Source organism: Cellulomonas olei (assembly GCF_039548315.1).
Taxonomy (GTDB): Bacteria; Actinomycetota; Actinomycetes; order Actinomycetales; family Cellulomonadaceae; genus Cellulomonas.
The window spans coordinates 1-24,732 of sequence record NZ_JBCLVN010000026.1 but is presented as its reverse complement, the minus strand read 5'-3'; the positions used below and the strand labels follow the sequence as shown (position 1 = coordinate 24,732).

Below are 24,732 nucleotides of genomic sequence, written 5' to 3'. Positions count from 1 at the left end.
CGCGGTCGGCCTGTCGGCGCCCCGTCGTACGGTGACCGGGTGACCGCCGCCGCCCGCGTGACCACCCGCGGGCTGGGCCGCGCGCTGCTCGCCCGCCAGCACCTGGACGCCCGGGCGAGCGCCGGCGCCGTCGACGAGGTCGCGCACCTGGTCGCGCTGCAGTCGCAGAACCCGTCGTCCGCCTACCTGGCGCTGCACGCGCGGCTGGCCGGCTTCGACCACGCGGACCTGGCGACGGCGATGCTCGGGCGCCGCGTCGGGCGGCTGGCGCTGCTGCGGGACACGGTGCACCTCGTCACGGCGGACGACGCGCTCGCGCTGTGGCCCCTGCTCGCCCCCGTGCTGCGCCGGCACGTCCGGTCCGGGACGTCGTTCGCCGCCGACCTGCGCGACGTCGACCTGGACGACCTCGCGCGCGCGGGGCGGGAGGCGCTCGCCGGCGAGCCGCTCACGGCGGCCGCCCTCGGCGCCCGGCTCGGCCCGCGCTGGCCGGGGGTCGACCCGCGCTCGCTCGCGGCGGGCGTGCGCGGGCTGCTGCCGCTGGTGCAGGTCACGCCCCGGGGCGTCTGGGGCCGGAGCCTGGTGACGACGTGGACGACGGCGGAGCAGTGGTTCGGGCGCCCGGTGGCCGTGGTGGGCGACCCGGAGGCGGCCGCGGCCGCGCTCGTGCGGCGGTACCTCGCCGCCTACGGCCCGGCCACGGTCGCCGACGTGCAGGCGTGGTCGGGGCTCACCCGGCTGGCGGGGGTGGTCGCAGGCATGCGGGACGAGCTCGTCGAGGTCGTGCACGCCGACGGGCCGGGCGGCGAGCGGGTGCTCGTCGACCTGCCGGGTGCCCCGCTGCCCGGGGACGTCCCGGTGCCCGCGCGCCTGCTGCCCGACTTCGACGACGTGCTGCTCGGGCACGCGGACCGCACGCGGATCGTGCCGCCCGAGGTGCGGCCGGCCCTCGCGAGCCGCAACGGGATGCCGCCGGGCACGGTGCTGCTCGACGGCACCGTGGCGGGGACCTGGCAGCTGCGCCGGGAGCGCGGGGACGGCGCGTCCGGCGGGCGGCGCACGGCGGTCGTCACCCTGACCCCGCTGCGGCGGTGGACGCGCGCGGAGAGGAGCGCGGCCCTGGCCGAGGCGCGCGCCCTCGCCCGGTTCGCGGCCGACGACGCGGTGGAGCACGACGCCGTGGTCGCCGGGGGCTGACGGCCGCCCGCTCCGGCACGAAGGTCCCTGGTCCGGCCGCCGACCACCCCCCTAGCGTGCCCCGCAGAGCCCGGGACACCGCAGCGCCCGGGCCGGTGCCGCCGCCCGGCACGGCACCGGACGACGACGGGGCCGCGCGCCGACGCGCCGGCCCGCGAGGAGCGGACGATGACCAGGGACCGCAGCGACGCGACCGGCACGGACGACCGACGGACCACCCCCCTGCGCGAGGCGGCGGAGCGGTTCCTTTCGTCGCGGCGGATCGCCGTGACGGGGGTGTCCCGCACGCCGGGCAGCCACGGCGGCAACGTCGTCTACCGGCGGCTGCGCGACACGGGCTACCAGGTGTTCGCGGTGAACCCGAACGCCGCGACGGTCGAGGACGACCCGGCGTACCCGGACCTGCACGCCATCCCGGGCGGCGTCGACGCAGTCGTGGTGGCCACGCGGCCCGAGCACGCCGCCGCCACCGTCCGCGAGGCCGCCGACCTCGGCATCGACCAGGTCTGGATGCACCGGTCCGTCGACGCCGGCAGCGTGGACGACGCCGCGGCCGCGGAGGGACGGGCGCGCGGGCTCACGGTGATCGACGGCGGCTGCCCGCTGATGTTCGGGGCCCCGTCGGACCGGACGCACCGGGCCATGTGCCGCCTCATGACGCTCACGGGCCGGGTGCCGCGCCGCGTCTGACGGCACCCGTGGGACGCCCGCCCGGGTGTCAGCCCGCGGGCGCGTACTGCGTCTCGTACAGCTCGGCGTACAGCCCGCCGGCCGCGAGCAGCTCGGCGTGCGTGCCCTGCTCCACGACGCGGCCCTCGTCCAGGACGACGATGGCGTCGGCCTCCCGGATGGTCGACAGCCGGTGCGCGATGACCAGCGCGGTGCGCCCCTCCAGCGCCTCGGCGAGCGCGCGCTGCACGGCGGCCTCCGACTCGGAGTCCAGGTGGGCGGTCGCCTCGTCGAGGATCACGACCGGGGGCGCCTTGAGCAGGAGGCGCGCGATCGCGAGCCGCTGGCGCTCGCCGCCGGACAGCCGGTAGCCGCGGTCGCCCACCACGGTGTCCACGCCGTCGGGCAGCCGCGACACCAGGTCCCAGATCTGCGCGCGGCGCAGCGCCTGCTCCAGCTCCGCGTCGCCGGCACCGGGCCGGGCGTACAGCAGGTTCGCGCGGATGGTGTCGTGGAACAGGTGGGCGTCCTGCGTGACGATCCCGACCGCGTCGCGCAGGCTCGCCTGCGTGAGCTCGCGGACGTCCTGGCCCGCGACCCGGACCGCGCCGGCCGTGACGTCGTAGAGCCGGGCGACGAGCTGGCTGATCGTCGACTTGCCCGCGCCGGACGGCCCGACCAGCGCGACCACGTGGCCGTGGGGCACGCGGAACGAGACGTCGTGCAGCGTCGTGCCGGGCACCTCGGTCTGCAGCCGCGCGACGGACTCCAGCGACGCGAGCGACACCTCGGCCGCGGACGGGTACCGGAACGTCACCCGGTCCAGCTCGATGCTCGCGGTGCGCGGCAGGTCGTCCGGCAGCGGGCGGGCGTCCGGGGCGTCGTCGACGCTGGGCCGCAGGTCCAGCACCTCGAGCACCCGCTCGAACGACACGAGCGTGGTCATGACGTCGACCTGCACGTTGGACAGCGCGGTGATCGGGCCGTAGAGCCGCGTGAGGTACGACGTCAGCGCGACGACGACGCCCACGGTCAGGGAGCCCTGGATGGCGAGCACCCCGCCGAGCCCGTACACGATCGCGACCGCCACGGCCGCCACGAGGGTGAGCCCGATGCGGAACACCGCGCTGTACATCGCGCTGGTGATGCCGATGTCGCGCACGCGCGAGGCCCGGCCCGCGAACACGGCGGTCTCGTCGTCGGCGCGGCCGTACAGCTTGACGAGCTGCGCGCCGGCGACGTTGAAGCGCTCCGTCATCGTCTGGCCCATGTCGGCGTTGAGGCCGTACGCCTCCTGCGTCACCGCGGCGAGCCGGCGGCCCATCGCGCGCACCGGGAGCACGAACACCGGCAGCAGCACGAGCGAGACGAGCGTGATCTGCCAGGACAGCGACAGCATCGCGGCGATCACGAGCACGACGGTCAGGACGTTGGAGACGACGTTGGACAGCGTCGAGGTGAACGCCTGCTGCGCCCCGAGCACGTCGCCGTTGAGCCGCTGGACGAGCGCGCCGGTCTGGGTGCGGGAGAAGAACGCGAGCGGCATGCGCTGCACGTGGTCGAACACCTGCGTGCGCAGGTCGACGATCAGGCCCTCCCCGATCCGCGCCGAGAGCCAGCGCGAGGCGAGCGCCAGACCGGCCGAGACCAGGGCCAGCAGCGCGACCACGCCGGCGAGGGCCAGCACCACGCCGGTGCGCCCCTGCGCGATGCCGTCGTCGATGATCCGCTGGTAGAGCAGCGGGGTCGCCGCGCCGACCGCGGCGTCGAACGCGATGAGCACGAGGAAGACGGTGATGAGCCGGCGGTAGGGCCGGGCGAACGTGAGGATGCGGCGCAGCACGTCGCGGGTGACGCGGCGCCGCGCGACGGACGGGTCGAGGCGGAACGAGCGGTACATGGACCGGGCGTCCACCCCGCCGGCGCGTGCGTGCATGGACATGGGGCCTCCGGGGTGTCGAACTTTAGTGAGGATACCTCTCTATGTGGCGGACTCGCTATCGTGGGGGCATGACGCTGCCCGGCGAGGCCCCGCACCCCGGCGACGAGCTGTTCTGGCTGCTGCGCCGCACCCTGCACACCATGCGGCGGGACGTGCGCGAGCGCGTGGACCTCAGCCCCGCCCGGCACCGGCTGCTGCGCACCGCCGCCCGGAGCCCGGAGCCCCAGCGCCAGACCGCGCTCGCCGCCGCGCTCGACATCGTCCCGAGGTCGGTCACCTCGCTCGTCGACGACCTCGAGGCGGCCGGGCTCGTCGAGCGGCTGCCCGACCCGACCGACCGTCGCGCCAGCCTCGTCGCCGTGACCGCCGAGGGCCGGGCGGTGCTCGCCGAGGCGGACCGGCAGCGCCGGCGGCACGCCGAGGAGCTGCTCGCGCGCCTGGAGCCCGGCGAGCAGGCCGAGCTGCTGCGCCTGCTGCACCTCCTGGTCGACGACGCCGACCCCTGCTGAGGTCGGCTACACCACGCCCAGGGCGATCATCGCGTCCGCGACCTTGAGGAACCCCGCGATGTTCGCCCCGACCACGTAGTCGCCCGGCGCCCCGTACTCCTCGGCGGTCGCCGCGCAGCGGTCGTGGATCGAGCGCATGATCGCCGCCAGGCGGTCCTCGGTGTAGTCGAACGACCACGAGTCACGGCTCGCGTTCTGCTGCATCTCGAGCGCGGACGTCGCGACGCCGCCGGCGTTGGCGGCCTTGCCCGGGCCGAACAGCACGCCGGCGTCCTGCAGCAGCGCGACGGCGTCGGGCGTCGTGGGCATGTTGGCGCCCTCCGCGACCGCGACCAGCCCCGAGGCGACGAGCGCCCGCGCGTCGGACTCGTCGAGCTCGTTCTGCGTCGCGCACGGCAGCGCGACCGCGGCCCCGACCTCCCAGACGCGCCGGCCCGGGACGAACCGGGCGGACCCGCCGCGGCGCTCCGCGTACGTGGCGAGCGAGCGCCGCTCGACGGTCTTCACCTGCTGCAGCAGCGGCAGGTCGATGCCCCGCTCGTCGACGACGTAGCCGCCGGAGTCCGAGCAGGCCACCACGTGCCCGCCGAGCTGCTGCGCCTTCTGGATCGCGTAGACCGCGACGTTGCCGGAGCCCGACACCACCACGCGCTGCCCGTCCAGGGACCGGCCCGCGGCGCGCAGCATCTCCTGCGCGAACAGCACCGCGCCGTACCCGGTGGCCTCGGTGCGGACCAGCGAGCCGCCCCACGTGACGCCCTTGCCGGTCAGCACACCGGACTCGTGCCGGCCGGTCATGCGCTTGTACTGCCCGAACAGGTAGCCGATCTCCCGGCCGCCGACGCCGATGTCACCCGCCGGCACGTCGACGTACTCGCCGATGTGCCGCGCCAGCTCCGTCATGAACGACTGGCAGAACCGCATGACCTCGCCGTCGGAGCGGCCGCGCGGGTCGAAGTCGGACCCGCCCTTGCCGCCGCCGATCGGCATCCCCGTGAGCGAGTTCTTGAACACCTGCTCGAACCCGAGGAACTTCACGATCCCGAGGTTGACCGACGGGTGGAACCGCAGCCCGCCCTTCGAGGGGCCGAGCGTGGTGCTGAACTGCACGCGGAACCCGCGGTTGATCCGGACCCGGCCCGAGTCGTCCACCCACGGCACGCGGAAGACGATCTGCCGCTCGGGCTCGCACAGCCGCTCCAGCACGGCGGCGTCGACGTACTCGGGGTGCCGGGCGAGCACGGGCCCGAGGCTGGCGAACACCTCCCGGACCGCCTGGTGGAACTCCGGCTCGGCGGGGTTCCGCACGAGCACCTGGTCGAGCACCTGGTCGAGCTGTCCTTGCACCGTCCGCGTCCCCGCTTCCTCCGTGGCTGCCCCCACCGGTGGCTCACGGTACGGCGAGCGCCTTCCGCGCAGCGGCGGTGTCCACGCTGCGGGCGCCGGGCCGGGCCCGCGGCACGCCTCAGCGGGCGGGGTCGGGCACCCCGTGGGGCAGCCGGTGCAGCGCGGAGGCCTCGTGCTCGGCGCGCGCCGCGGCGCGGACGCCCGCGGCGTGCTCCCGGTCGCGGCGCGTCGCGAGGACCGCGGCGAGGAACGCCTCCGGGTGCGTGCCCGGCGGCGGGCCGGGCGCGACGTAGCGGGCGACCTCCGCGGCGAGCTGGCGCCCGAGCGCCGCGCGCGAGCCCGGGTGGAGGCCCGCCGCCCGCCCGAGGAACTGCCGCGCCGACATCGCGAGCCCGTCGGGCAGGCGCGCGACGTCCGCGCCGTGCGCCCACCCGGCGAGGAAGGGGGGCATCGTCAGCACCGGCCGGGCCTCCACCCTGCCGCGCACCCGCACCACGTACGTCCCCGCGAGCATGTCCCCGAGCCGCTTGCCCTGCGGGTGCACGAGCGACGCGATGAACGCGACGGACCCGAACGTCGCCCACAGCTCGAGGATGCCCGCGAGCGCCCGCACCAGCGCCTGCCGGAACCGGATCGGCCCGCCGTCGTCGCGGACCACGCGGATGCCGACCGCGAGCTTGCCGAGCGACCTGCCGCGCGTGAGCGTGTCCACCGCGGTCGGGATCACGACGAGCACCAGCGCCATCACGGCGACCAGGAGGATCCGCAGCAGCTCCTCGCCCGGTGCGACCCGCACCACGTTGACGGCGAGCAGGACCACGCCGAGCGCGACGACCCCCAGGACGAGCAGGTCGATCACCGCCGCGCCGAGCCGGCTCGCGACCGACGTGGGGCGCGCGTCCAGCAGGACGCCCTCGCCGATGACGATGCCCTCGTCCACCCCGGACCTCCTGCTGCTCGCCCGCGCCGCCCGCTGCCGGCCGGCCGTCCTGTGGCAGGGTATCGGCCGTGGACCTCGACGCCTTCTCCGCGCTGCGGCAGCCGACGTGGGCGCGGCTCGACGAGCTGTCCCGTCGCCGGGTCCGCGACGGCGCGGAGGCGGACGAGCTCGTGCGCCTCTACCAGGCGGTCGCCACCGACCTGTCCACCGTCCGTTCCTCCGCACCCGACCCGGACACGGTCGCGCGGCTGTCGCAGCTCCTGGCGCGCGCCCGGTCGGCGATCGCCGGCAGCCACGAGCCCGCCTGGCGCGACGCCCGTCGGTTCCTCGTGGTGTCGCTGCCGGCCGCGCTGTACCGGATCCGCTGGTGGACCGTCGCCGTGATGACGGGGTTCGTCGCGCTCGCCGTCGTCGCCGGGTGGTGGGTCGCCACCGACCCGGGCGCCCTCGCGGCGATGGGCACCCCGGCGCAGCGCCAGCAGTACGTCGACGAGGCGTTCGCCTCCTACTACGACCCGGGCATCGGCTTCGCGGGCGTGGTCTGGACCAACAACGCCTGGATCGCGGCCGTGTGCATCGGCATCGGCATCTCCGGCATCGGTCCGCTGTACGTGCTGGTGCAGAACGCGGTCAGCGTGGGCGCGACCGGCGGGATGATGGCGGCGCACGGCAGCCTCGACGTGTTCCTCACGCTCATCGCCCCGCACGGCCTGCTGGAGCTGACGTCGATCTTCGTCGCCGGCGCGGCGGGGCTGCGCCTGTGCTGGACGTGGATCGCGCCCGGCGGCCGGCCCCGGAGCCGCGCGCTCGCCGAGGAGGGTCGCTCGCTCGTCACCGTCGCGATCGGGCTGGTGGGGTCGCTCGCGCTGTCCGGCCTCGTCGAGGGCTTCGTCACCGGGTCGACGCTGGCGTGGTGGCTGAAGATCGTCGTCGGCGCGCTCGCCCTGGCGGCGTTCTGGACGTACACGATCGTGCTGGGACGGCGTGCCGCCCGCGAGGGCGAGACCGGCGACCTCGAGGAGGACGCGGCGGGCTACGCGGTGGCGTTCGCCGGCTGACGGGCGCCGCGGGGGCGGCCCGCGCTACGCCGTCGTGGCGACCGGGCCCGTCACCACCGGCTCGAGCAGCCGCGCCGGGCGGTGCGCCCCGAGCCACAGCGACGCCGCGCCGAGCGGGCTGCGCGTGCGCTCCGCGAACCCGAGCGCCGCGAGGTCCGTCACCTGCGCCGGGTCGACCGTCACGGCCAGCGTCTCCCGGCCCGCGTCGCCCTGCGCCCGCAGCACCGGCGCGAGCACGTCCGCCAGCAGCGCGCGGCGGCGCGCGCCGGCGACCCGCCCGGCGTCGGCGAGCAGGATCAGCACCCGCTCCGCGTCCGAGTCCCGCAGGTGCGCGAGCGTGTGGGCCGTGGCGCCGACGAGCGAGCGCAGCGGGGCGTGCGCCGGCTCCGGGTCCCGCACCGGCGTCACGCCGAGCTCCCGCGCGACGACGCGGTGCAGGTCGTGCGCCAGGTGCTCCGCCTCCGGCGGCAGCCACACCGCGACCGCCAGGACGTCCCCCGCCTCGTCGCGCGCGAACCACACCTCGCCGTGCTCCAGGGCGCCGAGGCTCAGCACCATGCGCGTCGCGGGGCCCGCGTGCTCGGGGTCCGGCACCTCGTCGGGCCGGCCGTCCCCGTCCAGGTCGATGAACGGGCGGTGCTCGGCCAGCATGCGGGCGATCCGGTTGACGTCGACGACGCCCGCGCGGACGACCTGCCAGGAGCCGGCGCCGGCGGCGCGGGTCGCGCCGGGCGGGTCCGCCGGACGGGGCTGGGCGGGATCGGTCTCGGCGGGATCGGGCTCCGCGGGGCCGGGGACGGCGTCGGTCCGGCGACGGTGTCGGTCGTGCAGCACGGCACCAGTCGAGCACCCGACCCTGGGAACGCGCTGGGAAGCCACCCGGAACCCGTCCTGAGCGGGCGCGAGGCGGCGGGCCGCGTTTCACCGAGGTTTCCGACGGGTGCCCGCTCCCGAAACACACGCCTGCCTACCCTCGTGGCCGGGCCCGGCCGGGCGGTGGGGGCGCTCGGGGGCGACGACAACCCGGGGCCGCGCGGTTTGGCCCGGCAGCCGATGCCCCGGTCCCCCGGCCGCGGCGAGGCTGGACGTGGCGCGGGACCGCGCCGCTCCCCGACGGCGCGGACCCAGCCCGGCCGAGCGCCGGCGGGCCGCACCGACCCGACCGTGCTAGGAGCCCCCGTGAAGCGACACCTCCCCCGGCGGCGGCGCACCTCCGTGGCGGCCGCCGCGGCCGTGGCCGCCGCGCTCGCCCTCACCGCGTGCGGCGGCGGCGACACCCCGTCCGACGACGCCTCCGCCGGCACCGCCGGCAGCGCGTCGGAGCCCCTCGTCATCAGCCTCGACAGCTCCGTCGACCTGCTCGACGCGCAGGCCTGGCGCACGCCGGCCGCGATGGTGGCGACCGGGTCGCTCGTCGAGCAGCTGCTCGAGCAGACCTACGACACCGACGGCCTGGTGCGCACCGGCACCACGGAGCTCGAGGGTGCGCTCGCCGAGTCCTGGGAGGTCTCCGAGGACGGTCTGACGACGACGTTCCACCTGCGCGACGGGCTGGCGTTCGCCGACGGCACGCCGCTGACCGCGCAGGACGTCGTGTGGTCCTACCAGCGCAGCCTGCTCGGTCCCGGCTACGTCAAGGCGCTGCTGCCGTTCGCCGGCGTCGCCTCCCCGGACGACGTGACCGCGCCCGACGACAGCACCGTCGTCGTCACCAGCAGCTTCGCCAGCCCGCTGCTCGCCAAGATGGAGGCGATGCAGCCGCTCGGCATCTTCTCGCAGGCCACCGGCGAGGCGAACGCGACCGACGACGACCCCTGGGCCGGCGAGTGGTTCCGCGAGAACGCGAACTCCTCCGGTCCGTACACGGTCGCGTCGTACGACCCGACGCAGCAGCTCGTGCTGGAGCCCAACGAGCACTACTACGCGCCGGAGAAGATCGCGAACGCCGGCGTGACCGTCCAGTTCGTCTCCGACCCGTCGCAGCGCGCGCTGCTGCTGCGCTCGGGCGAGCTCGACCTGGCGCAGGGCATCCCGCTGGACCAGGTCAAGGCGATGGAGGACGAGGACGGCCTGACGGTCGTCTCCGAGCCGTCCAACCGCCTGGAGTACCTGGGGTTCAACACCGCCGAGGCGCCGTTCGACGACGCCCGCGTCCGGCAGGCCGTCGCCAAGGCGGTGCCCTACGAGGACCTCGTGGACCAGGTGCTGTACGGCTACGCGAACGCCTCCACGGGCGTCGTGCCGGCCTCCATGGAGACCCACTCCGACGACGCGGGGACGTTCGAGGAGGACCTGGACGCCGCCGCGGACCTGCTCGCCGAGGCCGGGCTGCCCGACGGCTTCAGCTCGACGCTGTACTACAAGCAGTCCAACGCGGTCGAGGCCGCGGCGGCGGTGCTGGTGCAGGCGAACCTGAAGGAGATCGGGGTCGACATCGACCTCAAGCCCCTGACGGACGCCGACTTCACGCAGCAGACCAACGCCCGCGCGCTGCCGATGTACCTGAACAACTTCCTCGGCTGGGGCGCCGACCCGTTCTACCAGATGTACTACCTGGCGGGGTCGGCGGCGGGGACGAACTTCACGTCCTACGCGAACCCCGACCTGGACGCCCTGCTCCAGGAGGGCGTCGCGACGACCGACGAGGCCGGCCGTGCGGAGATCTCCGCCGAGGCGCAGCGGGTCATCTACGACGACATGCCCTTCGTCCCCGTCTACAACCCGGCGTGGACGTTCGTGGTCCGGGACGGCGTGACCGGCCTGACCAAGGACAACACCGAGCAGCTGCGGCTGCAGTACCTCACCAAGGGGTGAGCGCGCCGGTGTGAGGACGCGCCGGCGTCCGCCCGCCACGGGGTCCCTGCCCCCGGGCCGCGGGCGCCGGCGCCCTCCACCACCCGCACCCCGCCACGCCCCCGCCGCCCGACAGGAGCCCCGCCGTGACCCGTTACGTCCTGCGCCGCCTCGGCACCTCCGCGCTGACGGTGCTCGGGCTCGTGCTGGTCGTCTTCCTCGTCACCCGGATCCTGCCCGGGGACGCGGCCGCCGCCCGGCTCGGCCCCGAGGCGACGCCCGAGGACGTCGCGGCGCTGCGCGCGTCGTACGGCCTGGACGACCCGCTGCTGGTCCAGCTCCGGGACTACCTGGTGCGGCTCGCGCAGGGCGACCTCGGCCGGGCCGTGTCCACCGGGCGCGACGTCGGCACCGAGCTGGTCGCGCGGCTGCCCGCCACCATCGAGCTCGCGCTCGCCGCGCTGGTGGTCGCCGTCCTGATCGGCGTCCCGGTCGGCGTGCTCGCCGCGGCCCACCGCGGGCGCCCCGCGGACGTCGCCGGCCGGGTGTACGCGGTGCTCGGGTCGTCGATGGCGCCGTTCTGGCTCGGGCTGCTGCTCATCTTCGGGCTGTTCTCCACCTGGCACCTGCTGCCCGGGCCGATCGGCCGGCTCCCCGTGGGGACGCCCCCGCCGCCCGACGTCACCGGCCTGTACGTGCTGGACGCGCTGCTCGCGGGCGACCCGGCGACCGCCGGGCAGGCGCTGCGGTACCTGGTGCTGCCCGCGCTGACCCTGGGGATCGGCGCCTCGGCGGCCGTGGTCAAGATGGTGCGCTCCGCGCTCATCGCCACCGCCGGCACCGGGTACGTGCGGACCGCCCGCGCGTTCGGCGTGGCGCCGCGCGAGGTGCTCTGGCGGGACCAGATGCGCAACGCGATGCTCCAGATCCTCACCTCGCTCGGGCTGGTGCTCAGCTTCCTGCTCGGCGGCAACGTCATCGTCGAGCAGCTGTTCTCCTGGCCCGGGATGGGCCGGCTGGCGTACGACGCGGTGCGCGCCAACGACCTCGAGGTGCTCCAGGGCTACGCGATCGTCATCGGGGTCCTCTACATCGCCCTCAACGTGCTCATCGACCTGGCGTACGGCCTGATCGACCCCCGCATCCGGCTCGGAGGTGCCCGCGCATGACCCAGCCCGCCCCGCCCGCCGCCGGACCCGCGACCGCCGCCCCGGCCCTGCCCTCCACCGCCGACGCCGCCCGCGTCCGCAGCCGCCGGCCCCGGCCGTTCCTGTGGACCGGCGCCGGCATCCTCGCCGTGCTCGTGGTGGTCGGCGTCGTCGGCCCGTTCCTGGTCGCCGACCCGCTGGCCGTCGAGCCGTCGGACGCGCTGCAGGCCCCGTCCGCGGCCCACTGGTTCGGGACCGACTTCTACGGCCGCGACGTCTTCGCCCGGGCGGTGCACGCCATCCGGCTGGACCTGGTGCTGGGCGTGAGCATCGCGCTGCTCGCCATGGTCGTGGGGTCCGCGCTCGGGGTGGTGTCCGGCTACGTCGGGGGCCGGGTGGACGACGTCGTCATGCGGTGCGTGGACGTGCTCATGTCGTTCCCCGGCTTCGTGCTCGCGATGATCCTGCTGCTGGCGATCGGCGAGAGCACCCCCCAGCTCGCGCTCGCGCTGGCGGTCGCCGCGGTGCCGCCCTTCGTGCGGCTGGTGCGCGCCGAGGCGCTCGCGCAGCGGGAGCTGGCGTACGTCGACGGCGCGCGGGTGGCCGGCGCGGGCTGGCTGCGGATCGCGTTCGGGCACGTGCTGCCCCACTCGGTCCGGCCGGCCGCCGTGCAGTTCACGCTCGTGTGCGGGTACTCGATCCTCAACGTCGCGGGCCTGGCGTACCTGGGCATCGGCATCCACGCCCCCACGCCCGAGTGGGGCGTCATGGTCGCCGAGGGCGCGCAGAACATGCTGACCGGCCAGTGGTGGACGGCGTTCTTCCCCGGCCTGCTCATCGCGGTGACCGTGACCGGCCTGCACTTCGTCGGCGACGACCTGGGAGGCGACCGGTGACCACCCCCGTGCTCGAGCTCGACCGGCTCTCGGTGGCCGTGACCCGCACCGGCACCCCGCTGCTGCGCGACGTCAGCCTCAGCGTGCGCCCCGGCGAGGTCGTCGGCCTGGTCGGCGAGTCCGGCTCCGGCAAGTCCATGACCTCGCTCGCGGTCATGGGCGTGCTGCCCGACGGCATCGCGGTCACCGGCGGGCGGGTCCTGGTGTCCGGGGCGGACGCCACCGCGACCGCCCGGCGCTCGGTGGCGCACCGGTTCGCGATGATCTTCCAGAACCCGCAGGACTCGCTCAACCCCCTGATGCGCGTCGGCGAGCAGGTCGCCCGGATGGTGCGGCTGCACCAGCGCGACGGCGCCGGGGCCGACCGCCGGTCCGCGCGCGCCGAGGCGGAGCGGCTGCTCGGCCGGGTGCACATCGCAGATCCGGCGCGCGTCGGCCGGGCCTACCCGCACCAGCTCTCCGGCGGGATGTGCCAGCGCGTGATGATCGCGATGGCGCTGGCCTGCCGCCCGGCGCTGCTGATCGCCGACGAGCCGACCACCGCCCTGGACGTGACGGTGCAGGCGCAGATCCTCACGCTCCTGACCGAGCTCGCGGACGAGACCGGCTGCGGCGTGCTCCTCATCACGCACGACCTCGGGGTCGTCGCGGAGGTCTGCGACCGCGTCGCCGTGCTGTACCGCGGCGACCTCGTGGAGACCACCGGGGTCGTCGAGCTGTTCGAGTCCCCGCAGCACGAGTACACGCGGTACCTGGTGGCCGCGGGCGAGGAGGCCGGCGATGGCGCTGCTTGAGGTGCGGGGCGTCACCAAGACGTTCGCCGCCCGGGGGCGGACCGTCCACGCGCTGCGGGGCGTGGACCTGGACCTGGACACGGCCCGGACGCTCGCGCTGGTCGGCGAGTCCGGGTCGGGCAAGTCGACGCTCGGCCGGGTCGTCGCCGGGCTGCACGGCGCCACCGCCGGGACCGCGAGCTTCGGCGGGTTCGACCTGCTCGGGCCGTGGGACCGCGAGCGCCGGCGGTCCGTGCAGATGGTGTTCCAGAACCCGTACCAGTCCCTGGACTCCCGGTGGACCGTCGAGGCGATCCTGCGCGAGCCGCTCGCCCGGCTGACCGCCGAGCGCGGGGCCGCCGCCGGGGCCCGGGTCACGGAGCTGCTGGACCTCGTGGGCCTGCCGGACGCGATGCGCGGCCGGCTGCCCGGCGAGCTGTCCGGCGGCCAGCAGCAGCGGGTGGCGATCGCGCGGGCCCTCGCGCCCCGGCCCGACCTCGTGGTGCTCGACGAGCCGACCTCCGGGCTGGACCAGTCGGTGCGCGGGCGGATCGTCCGGCTGCTGCGCGAGCTCCAGCAGACCACGCAGGCCGCGTACCTGTTCATCACGCACGACATCTCGGTGGTGCGGCAGATAGCCCACGAGGTCGCGGTGATGCACGCCGGCCTCGTCGTCGAGCGCGGCACGACCGCCGCCGTGCTCGACACCCCGCAGGACGACTACACCCGCACGCTGCTGGCCGCCGTCCCGGTGGCCGACCCGCGGCGTCGCGCCCGCCGGCTGCCCGGCGCGGCGCCGGCGGCGACCGACCCGAACCCGGAGGAGATCGCATGAAGTTCGGACTGGGAGTCCCGACCGGCACGGAGGGGCTGATGTACCCCGTGCCGTACGCCGACCCGGAGCAGGCGGTGCAGATCGCCGTCGAGGCCGAGCGCCTCGGGTTCGACTCGGTGTGGGGCAACGACCACGTGACCACGCAGCGCTACGTGCGGGCCGAGTTCGACGCGCCGCCGCGGTTCTACGACCCGTACCTCTACCTGTCGTTCGTCGCGGCGCGCACCACCCGGCTGCGGCTCGCGACCGCGATCACCGTCATGGCGTTCCGCCACCCCGTGGTGGCCGCGAAGCAGGCGGCGACGCTCGACCAGCTCTCGGGAGGGCGGTTCGTGCTCGGGGTCGGCATCGGCGCCTACCGCGAGGAGACCGACGCGATGTGGCCCGGGAACACGCTGCACCGCGGCCGGCAGGCCGACGAGTTCCTCGCCTCGCTCGAGACGCTGCTGCGGGACCGCCGGGCGTCGTTCCGCGGCGAGTTCCTGCAGTTCGAGGACGTGGAGTCCTACCCGAAGCCCGTGCAGACGCCGCTGCCGATCCTGTCCGGCGGCAACGCCGCGGGCTCCCGGCAGCGCGCGGCGCGGTACGGCACCGGCTGGCTGCCGGCGGTGCTCAGCCCGGCCGAGGTCGCCGCGGGGCTCGCGGACATCCGCCGGGAGGCCGAGGCGATCGGGCGCGAGCTGCCGCCGGACTTCGACGTCGCGCCGCAGCTGTCGGTCGCGATGGGCGCGTCGCGGGCCGACGCGATGGCCCGGTTCGAGACCACGCAGCTGCACCAGCACATGCGCTCGCTCGCCGGCTCGACCCTCAAGGGCCAGCAGGACGGGTTCGCGGCCCGCAACCTCGTCGGGTCGACCGCGCAGATCCAGGACCAGGTGCACGCCTACGCCGAGGCCGGCGTCACGACCCTGTCCGCGCTGCTGTTCGCGTGCAACACCGTGGCCGAGACGCTCGACCAGATGGCCCGGTTCGCGCAGGAGGTCATCGAGCCGGTGAACGCCGGCACGCCGGACGACCGCCGACCCGACCGCCCGTCCGACCCCGCCCCGACGGCAGGAGCCGCCCAGTGACCACCGCCCCGAGCCCCCGCGAGGCGCTCGTCGCCGCCCGCACCGCCCGCCTCCGCGAGCAGCTGGCCGGCGCGCCGTTCGACGCCGTGGTGACCCTGTCCACCGCGGGTGTCGACTACGCCACCGGCTACCGCTCGATGTCCGGGTCCGTCCACGGGACCTCCTCGGTGGCGGCGGTCGTCACGGGCGACCGCACGGTGCTGGCCGGGCCGGTCGCGGACTCCGCCCCCGCGTTCGACGCCGGCGTCGCCGAGGACGACTTCGTCGCGTTCGGCCGGTTCTACTTCGAGTCCGCGGGCTCCGCCGCCACCGCCACCCGCCTGGTCGACGAGCACCCGGGCGCCGCACCGGCGATCGCCGCCGCCGTCCGCCGCGCGGGGGTCGCGTCCGGCACCGTCGGCCTGGACGAGGCCTCGTGCCCGGCCCCACTGCGGGCTGCGCTCGAGGCCGCCCTGCCCGAGGTGACCTGGGCGGACGCGAGTGCGTGGCTGTCGGGCGTCCGTGCCCGCAAGCTGCCCGGGGAGGTCGCGCTCCTGGCGCGGTCCGCCCGGCTGGCCGAGGCCGGCATCGTGGCGGCGCTCGCCGTCGCCCGCCCCGGGGTCACCGAGGCCGAGCTGGCCCGCGTCGTCGCCCGCACGATGGTGGACGGCGGCGCCGCCCCCCGGTTCACCGTCGTCACCGCGGGCGAGCGGTCCGCCCTGGCCGACGCCGTGGCGACCGACCGGCCGCTGGCCGCCGGCGACCTGCTGCGGTTCGACGTGGGGTGCGTGCTGGACGGCTACTGGTCGGACATCGGCCGCACCGCCGTCGTCGGCCCGGCGAGCGACCTGCAGGCCCGGCGGTACGACGCCCTCCTCGCGGGGCTGGACGCGCAGCTCGCGGCCGCGCGCCCCGGCGTGGGCGCCGCCGCGCTGTTCGACCTCGCCGTCGACGTCACCCAGCGGGGCGGGCTGGCGCCGTACCGGCGGCAGCACTGCGGGCACGGCATCGGGCTGGAGGTCTACGAGCCCCCGATCGTGCGCCCCGGGGACGACGCGCCGCTCGAGGAGGGCATGACGTTCTGCTTCGAGACGCCGTACTACGAGCTGGGCTGGGGCGGGATGATGGTCGAGGACGCGCTGGTGGTCACCGCCGACGGGGTCCGGCCCCTGACGACGCTGGCCCGCGGCCTCACGGAGGTGCCCGCGTGAGCGGCGCGGCGGGCGCGTACACCGGCGTGCTGCGCGACGGCGTGACCGGGGCGGAGGTCCGGGAGCCCGACGCCTACCGGCCGTCCGCGTCGGCGCTCGCCCGGGGCGTGCACGTGCACGCCTCCCCCGTGTACGACCTGACGGGGATCACCGCGCTGCCCGCCCCCGGCACGGGCCCGGGGGTGTTCCGGTTCGCACCGCTGCTCCCCGTCGACCCGTCCGGCCCGCTCGTGTCGCTGGGCGAGGGCGGCACCCCCCTGGTGCCGGTCCCCCGCGCCGGGGCCGCCGTCGGGCTGCCGTCGCTGCTGGTCAAGGACGAGTCGCGCAACCCGACGTGGTCGTACAAGGACCGGCTCGCCGCGGTCGCCGTGACGAAGGCGCTGCAGCAGGGGCACGACACCGTGGTCGTCGCGTCCACCGGCAACCACGGCGCCGCGACCGCCGCGTACGCCGCCCGCGCCGGGCTGCGCTGCGTGGTGCTGACGGTGGCCTCCGTGCCGGAGACGATGAAGACGCTCATGCAGTCCTCCGGCGCGGACGTCGTGGCGTTCGACGACCCGCGGGACCGGTGGGTCGTCATGCGCGCGGGCGTCGAGGAGCGCGGCTGGGTGCCCGTGTCCGGCTACCTCAGCCCGCCGTCCGGGTCCAACCCGTTCGGCGTCGACGGCTACAAGACCCTCGCCTACGAGATCTGGGAGCAGCTCGGCGGGCGGGTGCCCGACGCCGTCGTGGCGCCGGTGGCGTACGGCGACGGCGTCGCGGGCACCCTCCGGGGGTTCCGGGACCTGGTCGCGCTCGGGCTGGCGGACCGCGTGCCGCGCATGGTCGCGGCGGAGCCGTTCGGGCCGCACGTCGCGGCGCTGCGCGACGGGTTCACCCCCGGCGCGACGGTCCCCGCCGGGCCGACCGTGGCGTTCTCCATCGGGTCCTCCACGGCCACCTGGCAGGCCTGGGACGCGCTGCGCTCCAGCGGCGGGGCCGCCGCCCCCGCCGACGACGAGCAGGTGATGCGCGCGCAGTCTGCCCTGGCCGCCGCCGAGGGGATGTACCTCGAGGCGTCGTCCGTCATCACCTACGCGGTGCTGCCGGACCTCGTGGCGCGCGGCGAGCTCGGCGCGGACGACACGGTGGTGCTGCTCGGCACCTCGACCGGGCTGAAGGACGTCGGGGCGACGGCCGCGCGCCTCGCACCCGTGCCCGTGATCGCGCCGACGCTCGCGGCGTTCGACGCCGCCGCCGGACGGGGCTGAGGCGTGCGCATCGCGTACGCACCGGCCGGCCGCCGGGACGCGCGCACGGCGGTCGACCTCGCCCGGCACGCGGAGGACCTCGGCTTCGCGGAGGTCTGGCTCAGCGAGGACTACCTCGAGCGCGGGGCGTTCGCGGTGGCCGGGGCGGTCGCGGCGGCGACGTCCCGCGTGGGCGTCGGGCTGGGCGTCATCAACCCGTGGACCCGGCACGTCGCCCTCGCCGCCATGGAGTGCGCCGCGCTCGACGAGGTCTCCGGCGGGCGGCTGGTCGTCGGGCTCGGCGCGAGCAACCGGGGGTGGATGGAGGGCCGGCTCGGCATCCCGTTCACCCGGCCGATCAGCACGCTCGAGGCGTACACGGCCGCCCTGCGCCGGCTGCTGGCCGGCGAGGTGGTCCGCGAGGACGTCAACGGCCTGCCGCTCGACGCGGCCCTGTCGTTCACCCCCGCGCGCCCGGACGTCCCGGTGCTGCTCGGCGTCAAGGGCGAGCGGGCCCTGGCGGTCGGCGCGCGCACCGCCGACGGGCTCATGCTCTCCGTGCTGTCCACCCCCGCGTACGTCCGGTGGATCCGCGAGCGGCACCCGCGCCCGGACCTGACCCTGACGGCGTACGCGGCGTTCTCCTGCGACGACGACGGGGCGGCGGCGCGCGACCGGGTGCGGTCCCGCACGGCGCGGTTCCTCGGGATGCACGGCGCGTCCCCCATCACGGCGGTGCCCGGGCTGCCCGCCCCGCGCGCCGAGGCGCTGCGCGCGCGGCTGCTCGCCGGGGCCGACGGAGCCGACCTGGTGGACGACGACGTGCTGCGCACCTTCACGCTCGCCGGCACCCGCGACGAGGTCACGGCCGGGATGCACGCGTTCGCCGGGGCGGGGCTCGACACGCTCGTCGTGATGGACGACGGCGTCTCCCCCGCCCACGAGGCGCTCGACCGCGCCGCGGCCTGCGCGCGCGCCGCCGGGCTGCTGGCCTGAGGCGGGCCGGGCCGGGCGACTCCGGAGCAGCACGCCGGCGGGTCGCGGGACGCCGTCAGCGGCCCGCGGGGTCCTCGTCGAGCGCGGCGCTGCCGTGCGCCTGCGCGCTGATGCCGAGCTCCAGCCCCTGCACGGCGAGCACCGCCCGGGCCACGTCCGCCACCCGGTGCAGGTCGAGGCCGCTCAGCTCGCCGATGCGCCGCAGCCGGTAGGCCACCGTGTTGGGGTGCACCACCAGGCGCCGCGCGGTCTCCGGGACCGACAGGTCCGTGGCCAGGTGCACCCGCAGGGTCTCGAGCAGGTGCTCGTGCGAGGCGACCGGCCGCAGGTAGCGGTCCTGCAGGTTCACGACCATCCGCACGTCGCGCAGCGCGAGGACCTCGAGCAGCACGTCGCGGAACAGCACGACGGCCCGCTCGGCACCGCGCCGCCGCCCGACCTGGAGCGCCCCGGTCGCCTGCCGGCAGGAGCCGCCGACGGCCGCCAGCCCGCGGCGCGGCTCCCCGACGGCGCCGATCGCCGCGACCGCCGTGCGGCGCCGGTCGAGCCCGGCCGCGAGCCGCGCACCGAGCTCCGCCACCGGCCCCTCCCACGGCACCGCGACGACCACGACCGGGCGGCCGTCGTCCTCCCGGACGACCCCGGACAGGGGCGCCGCGCCGGTGACGGACTGCAGGTGCGCCACCGCGTGGTGCCGCAGCTCGGCGACGTGCTCCGGGTCGACGTCGTCCTCGTCCGCGACGCCGAGGGCCAGCCCGACGACGCGGGTGGCGTCGGTGACCTCCAGGCCGAGCGTCCGCACCAGCCCCGCGAGGTCCGCCGCGTCGATCGGCTCGCCGCTGACCAGCCGGTTCATCAGGTCGGGCTCCGTCAGCACCGTGCGGGTCGCGATGCGCTGCTGCATCTGGGCGTACGTGCGCAGCATCGCCCCCTCGAGCTGGTCCAGGATCGCCACGATCTGCTGCTGACCGACGCGCAGCGCCCCGACGGGCACCTGCATGCGGGCGCAGCGCGCCTGGAAGGTGTCCACGAGGCTGCGCTCGGCGTTCCGGTACGACTGGATCACGGCCGCCTGGGCGACGCCCTGCAGCGCCCGGCGCTCCCCGTTCGCCGCGGCCGTGTCGAGCTCCGACGCCGACGGCACCCGGTCCTCCATCAGGCAGACCAGCACGTTGAGGATCGAGTCCCGCACCTGGCCGGACAGGTCCGCACGGTCCACGACGACCTGCGGGTACGCCGGCACGCTGCGCCACACCCGGTCGGTGACCTCGCCGATGATGCCCTCGAAGTCCGCGACCATCGACCGCGCCACCCGGAGCACCGCCTCAGGGGTCCTCGCCATCACGCCTCCCGTCGCTCCGCCCCCGCGCGCGGCGCGCCCGTGCGGCGCCCGGCCCGGGACCATCGTCCCTGCCCGAGATGTCCGGCCGGTTTCGCGGTCGACGGACGGGCTAGGCCCGGGGCGGCAGGTGCTGCGGGTCGACGGCCTCGCGGGTGGCGCGCAGGGCCTGCCCGAGGTCGTCGAACCGCAGCTGCCCGACGCGCATGAACAGGAAGTCGACGACGGCGAGCTGCGCCATGCGGCTCGCGAGCGCCGCGGCCCGCAGCGTCGCCTCCCGCGCCGGCGTCCGCAGCACCTCCTGCGCCGTCGCGGCCAGCGGGGAGCGGGGGTCGTTCGTGATCGCGACGGTGCGGGCGCCGGCCCGGGCGGCGACCTCCAGCGCGCGCACCACGTCGACGGTGCCGCCGCTGAACGAGAAGGCGATCGCGGTGGTGCGCTCGTCCGCGAGCGCCGCGTGCGTCATCTGCACGTGCGTGTCGGCGGCCGACAGGCACATCAGGCCGATGCGCTGGAGCTTCTGGGCGAGGTCGGCGGCCGCGAGGCCCGAGGCCCCGACGCCGAGGACGACGACGTGGTGGCTCTCGGCGACCGCGTGCGCGACGCGGTCGAGCGCGTCGAGGTCGAGCGAGCGGGCGGTCTCCTCGATGGTCCGGGCCTCGTGGAAGGCGACCTTCGCCACCAGCTCCGGCAGGGGGTCGGAGGCGACGATCGTGCCCTCCGCGATGTCGGAGCGCTCGAGCTCGACGGCCCGCCGCGACAGGTCCTGCGCGAGGCGCACCCGCAGGGCCGGCAGCCCGGAGAACCCGAGGGTCTTCGCGAGCCGGACCACGGACGCCCGGGAGACCTGCGCGCGCTCGCCGAGCGTGGCAGCGGTACCGGCGACCCCGGCCTCCGGGTCGCGCAGCAGCACCTCGGCCACGCGCGTCTCCGCCGGCCCCAGCCGCGGGAGCGCGGCGCGCAGGGCGTCGAGCACCTCGACCGCGCCGTCCGCCACGTGCCCTCCCGCTGCCTGCGCCCGTCGACGCCCGCGCCAGTCTGGCACAGGGGTCGTGAAACGTTGTTTGACTTCTTGCGATCCTGGTGCAACATGGTGCCAGACGTCACCGACGAAGGAGTCCCCGTGCCCGACCTGCGCACCCTCGGCACCGAGAGCCCCCACCCCCGCACCGCGCGGCTCGACGCGATGGACGTCGAGGAGCTGCTCGGCGTGATGAACGCGGAGGACCGGCGCGTGCCCGACGCGGTCGCCGCCCAGCTCGGCCCCGTCGCCGCGGCGGTCGCGCTCGCCGTGGACTCGCTGTCCTCCGGCGGCCGCCTCGTCTACCTCGGCGCCGGCACCAGCGGGCGGCTCGGCGTCCTCGACGCCGCGGAGTGCCCCCCGACCTTCGGCACCGACCCGGGTCAGGTCGTCGGGCTGCTCGCCGGCGGCCCCGGCGCGATGTTCCAGGCCGTCGAGGGCGCCGAGGACGACGCCGCGCTCGGCGCGCAGGACCTGCGCGACCTCGGGCTGACCGCCCAGGACACGGTCGTCGGCCTCGCCGCGTCCGGCCGCACGCCCTACGTGGTCGGCGGCCTCGACCACGCCCGCTCCGTGGGCGCCGGCACCGTCGCCGTCGCCTGCAACCCCGGCTCCGAGGTCGGCCGGCACGCGGACGTCGCCATCGAGCTCGACACGGGCCCCGAGGTGCTGACCGGGTCGACACGCCTCAAGGCCGGCACCGCCCAGAAGCTCGTCCTCAACATGATCTCGACCGCCGCGATGGTCGGCACCGGCAAGGTCTACGGCAACCTCATGGTCGACGTCCGGCCGAGCAACGCGAAGCTCCGGCAGCGCGCGGTCCGCATCGTGCGGGACGCCACCGGGTGCGACGACGCCACGGCGCGCGCCGCGCTGGCCGACGCGGGCGACCACGCCAAGACCGCGATCGTCGCCCTGCTCTGCGGCACCGACGCCGCCACCGCCCGGGACCGGCTGACCGCCGCGCACGGCTTCGTGCGCGCCGCGCTGCCGGCCGACCTGCCCGACCCGCACTGACCGGAGGAACCACCGTGGACTACGCGAAGCTCAGCGACGACCTCGTGCCGCTCGTCGGCGGCCTGGACAACGTCGAGTCGTTCACCAACTGCATGACGCGCCTGCGGCTGAACGTCGCCGACCAGTCCGCCGTCGACGCCGGCGCGATCCGCGCCCTGGACGGCGTCGTCGGCGTCGTCGAGGGCCCGCAGCTGCAGGTCGTCGTCGGGCCGGGCCACGCCCAGCGGCTGCGCGACGCCTTCGCCGAGCGCGCCGCGCGGGGGGACGACGCGTCCGCGGTCCCGGCGACCGTCGCCGCCGCGCGGGCGACCGCGACCGCCGGGGCGCCGGCCGAGGAGCAGCCCGCCGGTCAGGGGGCCGGCGGGCACCCGGGCGCACCGGACGCCGCGGCGGACCTGCGCACGCTCGAGGCCGAGAACAAGTCGAAGGTGAAGGCCCGTCAGACCACGGGCGTCCACGCCCTGTTCCGGCACATCGGCAACATCTTCATCCCGATCATCCCGGGCTTCATCGCCTGCGGGCTGATCATCGCGCTCACCAACATCTGGAAGGTCGCGGCGCCCGACGTGGTCGGCAACCCGTGGTTCCTGGCGTTCGCCGGCCTCGGGAGCATCGTCGTCGGCGCGCTGCACCTGCTGGTCGGGTACAACACCGCGCAGGAGTTCGGCGGCACGCCGGTGCTCGGCCTCATCGCCGGCGCGGTGTCGTACATGCCCGCGCTCGCCGGCATCCCCGCCGGGACCGCCCCCGACGGCACCGCGACACCCGCGCAGCCCCTCACGATCCCGGTGTTCGGCGAGCTCAGCCCCGCGCTCGGCGGCGTGATCGGCGTGATCGTCACCGCCTGGCTGTTCACCGTCATCGAGCGCCAGGTCCGCCGGCGCGTGCCCGCGGCGGTCGACCTGTTCGTCGTGCCCGTGGTCACGGTCATCGTCGGCGCGGTGCTGTGCGTGCTCGTCGTCATGCCGCTGTCCGCGCTGCTCATGCAGGGCATCAACTGGCTGCTCATCGACTTCGCGCTCGAGCAGGGCGGGATCGTCGGCGGGTACCTGCTGGCGTCGCTGTTCCTGCCGCTCGTCATGCTGGGCGTGCACCAGGGCCTCACGCCGCTGCACGCCCAGCTCATCGCCGACCACGGCTACACCGAGCTGCTCCCCGTCCTGGCGATGGCGGGCGCCGGCGAGGTCGGCATGGCCGTCGCGATCTACGTCAAGACGCGCAGCGCCCGGCTCCGGGGCATCATCCGCGCGGCGCTGCCGATCGGCGTGCTCGGCGTCGGCGAGCCCCTGATCTACGGCGTCTCCCTGCCGCTGTTCTACCCGCTCATCACCGCCTGCCTCGGCGGCGGGTTCGGCGGCGCGTTCGTGGCGTTCGGCATGCAGGTGACCGACGGGTTCGGCGCGGGTGCGCTGGGGCTGTCCGGCGTGCTCATGACCGCCGTCATCACGAACGGGCAGTGGCTCTGGTACGTGGGCGGGCTCGTGGTCTCCTACGTGATGGGCTTCGTGCTGACCTACCTGTTCGGCTTCAAGGAGCACATGGTCCAGCGGCTCGGCTGAGCCCGCCCGGGACGGCCCGCCGCACCCCCACCACGAGAGAGGACGCCGCCGTGCTCTGGTCGCTCTACCCCACCGACGCGCCCGACGTGCAGCGGCAGGTCGTCGCGCAGGCGGTGCGGCACGCCGCGCGCCCGGGCGGCACCGGGCTGGTGTTCACGTCGCTGCACCTCCCGGAGGACGACCGGCTGGCCGAGCACGGGGAGCTGCTGCGCCGCCTGCACGCCGAGCACGGCCTGACGTTCTGCGGGGACGTGTCGCCGCTGACGCTCGAGCGGCTCGGCGGCGGCGAGGACGCGCTCGACCGGCTGCGGGACTGGGGCGTCACGGTGCTCCGGACCGACTTCGGGTTCGACGTCGAGGAGATCCGGCGGATCGCCGGGCGCACCGGAGCGCGCATCGCCGTCAACGCCAGCACCGTGCAGGCCGCGGAGCTGGACGCGCTCGCCGGGCTGCCGCTCGCCGGCTGGCACAACTACTACCCGCGGCCCGAGACCGGCCTGTCGACGGCGACGTACCGGGCGCAGGACGCCCTGTTCACCGCCCGCGACCTGCCGCTGTACGCGTTCGTCCCCGGCGAGGTCACGTTCCGGGCCCCGCTCGGCCTCGGGCTGCCGACGCTCGAGGAGCAGCGGCACCGCACCGCGTGGCGCAACTACCTGCAGCTGCGCCGGCTCAGCCCCGGCAGCACGGTCGTGTGCGCGGAGGGCGTGGTGCAGGACGAGCACCTCGCCTGGATCGAACGGCACGAGGACACCGGCGAGGTCACCGTGCCGCTCTGCGGGGTGGACCCCGCCGCGCGGTTCCTGCTCGAGCGGCCGTGGCGGCTGCGCGTCGACAGCGGGGAGGCCGCGTTCCGGCTGGAGGGCACCCGCGGCGCGCACACCCCGGCGCTCGTGCGCAACGGCGACAGCCGCGCGCGGGGCAGCCTGCAGATGGACCTCGCGGGCGCCGGCCGCTACCGGGGCGAGGTCCACCTCGCGCGCACCGAGCGGCCGCTGCACCCGTGGCAGGCGCGCGTCGCCGACGTCGCCCCGCCGTACCTGGGGGTGCTCGACGAGCTGCGCCCGGGCGACACCGTGCGGTTCGTGCCGGGCACCGCCGCGGCGGCCGCGGGGACCGGGGCCGCGGAGGTCAGCGGCCGGGCGGGCTGACCGGCGGCGCCTCGTCCGGCGTCCCGGCGGCCCGGTCCGCGGCGGCCCGCTCC

The 24,732-nt window shown here is 76.1% G+C and carries 22 protein-coding genes; 16 read left to right on the top strand and 6 right to left on the bottom strand.

The window, feature by feature from the left end:
• Positions 1-39: 39 nt before the first annotated feature.
• Positions 40-1,197 carry a winged helix DNA-binding domain-containing protein gene (locus AAHH18_RS09740; RefSeq protein WP_343301464.1) on the top strand — a complete coding sequence of 386 codons (1,158 nt, stop codon included), beginning with the start codon at positions 40-42 and terminating at the stop codon, positions 1,195-1,197.
• A gap of 168 nt (positions 1,198-1,365) precedes the next feature.
• Positions 1,366-1,887 (top strand): CoA-binding protein, encoded by a 522-nt coding sequence (locus AAHH18_RS09735; protein WP_343301463.1) that lies wholly within the window; start codon positions 1,366-1,368, stop codon positions 1,885-1,887.
• 28 nt (positions 1,888-1,915) lie between these two features.
• Here the strand turns inward: AAHH18_RS09735 and AAHH18_RS09730 are convergent, their stop codons facing one another.
• Positions 1,916-3,808 (bottom strand): ABC transporter ATP-binding protein, encoded by a 1,893-nt coding sequence (locus AAHH18_RS09730; RefSeq protein ID WP_459349109.1) that lies wholly within the window; start codon positions 3,806-3,808, stop codon positions 1,916-1,918.
• Positions 3,809-3,876: 68 nt separating this feature from the next.
• Between AAHH18_RS09730 and AAHH18_RS09725 the strand changes: the two genes are divergently transcribed.
• A complete protein-coding gene (locus AAHH18_RS09725; protein WP_343301462.1) occupies positions 3,877-4,317 on the top strand; it encodes a MarR family winged helix-turn-helix transcriptional regulator in 441 nt (146 codons plus the stop codon).
• A 6-nt stretch (positions 4,318-4,323) separates the two neighbouring features.
• Here the strand turns inward: AAHH18_RS09725 and gdhA are convergent, their stop codons facing one another.
• On the bottom strand, positions 4,324-5,664 hold the full coding sequence (gene gdhA / locus AAHH18_RS09720) for an NADP-specific glutamate dehydrogenase (protein WP_283319776.1): 1,341 nt from the start codon (positions 5,662-5,664) through the stop codon (positions 4,324-4,326).
• 118 nt (positions 5,665-5,782) lie between these two features.
• A complete protein-coding gene (locus AAHH18_RS09715) occupies positions 5,783-6,604 on the bottom strand; it encodes an RDD family protein (RefSeq protein WP_343301461.1) in 822 nt (273 codons plus the stop codon).
• Between the two features lie 68 nt (positions 6,605-6,672).
• On the opposite strand from AAHH18_RS09715, the gene AAHH18_RS09710 reads away from it, so the two are divergent.
• The gene (locus AAHH18_RS09710) at positions 6,673-7,662 is read left to right on the top strand and encodes a stage II sporulation protein M (RefSeq protein ID WP_343301460.1); all 990 of its coding nucleotides are present in this window, start codon (positions 6,673-6,675) and stop codon (positions 7,660-7,662) included.
• Positions 7,663-7,686: 24 nt separating this feature from the next.
• Here the strand turns inward: AAHH18_RS09710 and AAHH18_RS09705 are convergent, their stop codons facing one another.
• Complete coding sequence (locus tag AAHH18_RS09705; RefSeq protein WP_343301459.1) at positions 7,687-8,496, bottom strand: hypothetical protein; 810 nt, start codon at positions 8,494-8,496, stop codon at positions 7,687-7,689.
• A gap of 345 nt (positions 8,497-8,841) precedes the next feature.
• On the opposite strand from AAHH18_RS09705, the gene AAHH18_RS09700 reads away from it, so the two are divergent.
• The 9 genes from AAHH18_RS09700 (at position 8,842) to AAHH18_RS09660 (ending at position 18,592) form a co-directional block, all read left to right on the top strand.
• Positions 8,842-10,476: an ABC transporter substrate-binding protein gene (locus AAHH18_RS09700; RefSeq protein WP_343301458.1), complete on the top strand. Its 1,635-nt coding sequence runs from the start codon at positions 8,842-8,844 to the stop codon at positions 10,474-10,476.
• A gap of 125 nt (positions 10,477-10,601) precedes the next feature.
• Positions 10,602-11,624 (top strand): ABC transporter permease, encoded by a 1,023-nt coding sequence (locus tag AAHH18_RS09695; RefSeq protein WP_343301457.1) that lies wholly within the window; start codon positions 10,602-10,604, stop codon positions 11,622-11,624.
• A complete protein-coding gene (locus AAHH18_RS09690) occupies positions 11,621-12,499 on the top strand; it encodes an ABC transporter permease (protein ID WP_343301456.1) in 879 nt (292 codons plus the stop codon). Before AAHH18_RS09695 ends, AAHH18_RS09690 begins: the two co-directional genes overlap by 4 nt.
• On the top strand, positions 12,496-13,293 hold the full coding sequence (locus AAHH18_RS09685; protein WP_343301455.1) for an ABC transporter ATP-binding protein: 798 nt from the start codon (positions 12,496-12,498) through the stop codon (positions 13,291-13,293). The genes AAHH18_RS09690 and AAHH18_RS09685 overlap by 4 nt, the downstream gene beginning before the upstream one ends.
• Positions 13,280-14,107: an ABC transporter ATP-binding protein gene (locus tag AAHH18_RS09680; protein ID WP_283319768.1), complete on the top strand. Its 828-nt coding sequence runs from the start codon at positions 13,280-13,282 to the stop codon at positions 14,105-14,107. The genes AAHH18_RS09685 and AAHH18_RS09680 overlap by 14 nt, the downstream gene beginning before the upstream one ends.
• Complete coding sequence (locus AAHH18_RS09675; RefSeq protein WP_343301454.1) at positions 14,104-15,177, top strand: TIGR03619 family F420-dependent LLM class oxidoreductase; 1,074 nt, start codon at positions 14,104-14,106, stop codon at positions 15,175-15,177. The genes AAHH18_RS09680 and AAHH18_RS09675 overlap by 4 nt, the downstream gene beginning before the upstream one ends.
• Positions 15,174-16,367 (top strand): Xaa-Pro peptidase family protein, encoded by a 1,194-nt coding sequence (locus AAHH18_RS09670; RefSeq protein WP_343301453.1) that lies wholly within the window; start codon positions 15,174-15,176, stop codon positions 16,365-16,367. Before AAHH18_RS09675 ends, AAHH18_RS09670 begins: the two co-directional genes overlap by 4 nt.
• Positions 16,364-17,617, top strand: coding sequence for a threonine synthase (locus tag AAHH18_RS09665; RefSeq protein WP_343301452.1), 1,254 nt, complete (start codon positions 16,364-16,366; stop codon positions 17,615-17,617). Before AAHH18_RS09670 ends, AAHH18_RS09665 begins: the two co-directional genes overlap by 4 nt.
• A gap of 3 nt (positions 17,618-17,620) precedes the next feature.
• Positions 17,621-18,592 carry an LLM class flavin-dependent oxidoreductase gene (locus AAHH18_RS09660; protein ID WP_283319764.1) on the top strand — a complete coding sequence of 324 codons (972 nt, stop codon included), beginning with the start codon at positions 17,621-17,623 and terminating at the stop codon, positions 18,590-18,592.
• Between the two features lie 55 nt (positions 18,593-18,647).
• On the opposite strand, the gene AAHH18_RS09655 is transcribed toward AAHH18_RS09660, so the two are convergent.
• Positions 18,648-19,934, bottom strand: a complete 1,287-nt coding sequence (locus tag AAHH18_RS09655; protein WP_283319763.1) for a PucR family transcriptional regulator — start codon at positions 19,932-19,934, stop codon at positions 18,648-18,650.
• A 109-nt stretch (positions 19,935-20,043) separates the two neighbouring features.
• Positions 20,044-20,928 (bottom strand): MurR/RpiR family transcriptional regulator, encoded by an 885-nt coding sequence (locus AAHH18_RS09650; RefSeq protein ID WP_283319762.1) that lies wholly within the window; start codon positions 20,926-20,928, stop codon positions 20,044-20,046.
• A 126-nt stretch (positions 20,929-21,054) separates the two neighbouring features.
• Here AAHH18_RS09650 and murQ point away from each other — a divergent pair, with 126 nt between their 5' ends.
• From murQ to AAHH18_RS09635, 3 genes are read left to right on the top strand one after another with little or no spacing between them, the layout of a single operon-like run.
• On the top strand, positions 21,055-21,969 hold the full coding sequence (gene murQ, locus AAHH18_RS09645; protein ID WP_343301451.1) for an N-acetylmuramic acid 6-phosphate etherase: 915 nt from the start codon (positions 21,055-21,057) through the stop codon (positions 21,967-21,969).
• A gap of 14 nt (positions 21,970-21,983) precedes the next feature.
• Positions 21,984-23,528 carry a PTS transporter subunit EIIC gene (locus AAHH18_RS09640; RefSeq protein ID WP_343301450.1) on the top strand — a complete coding sequence of 515 codons (1,545 nt, stop codon included), beginning with the start codon at positions 21,984-21,986 and terminating at the stop codon, positions 23,526-23,528.
• 50 nt (positions 23,529-23,578) lie between these two features.
• Positions 23,579-24,679 carry a MupG family TIM beta-alpha barrel fold protein gene (locus AAHH18_RS09635; protein WP_343301449.1) on the top strand — a complete coding sequence of 367 codons (1,101 nt, stop codon included), beginning with the start codon at positions 23,579-23,581 and terminating at the stop codon, positions 24,677-24,679.
• Positions 24,680-24,732: the final 53 nt, after the last annotated feature.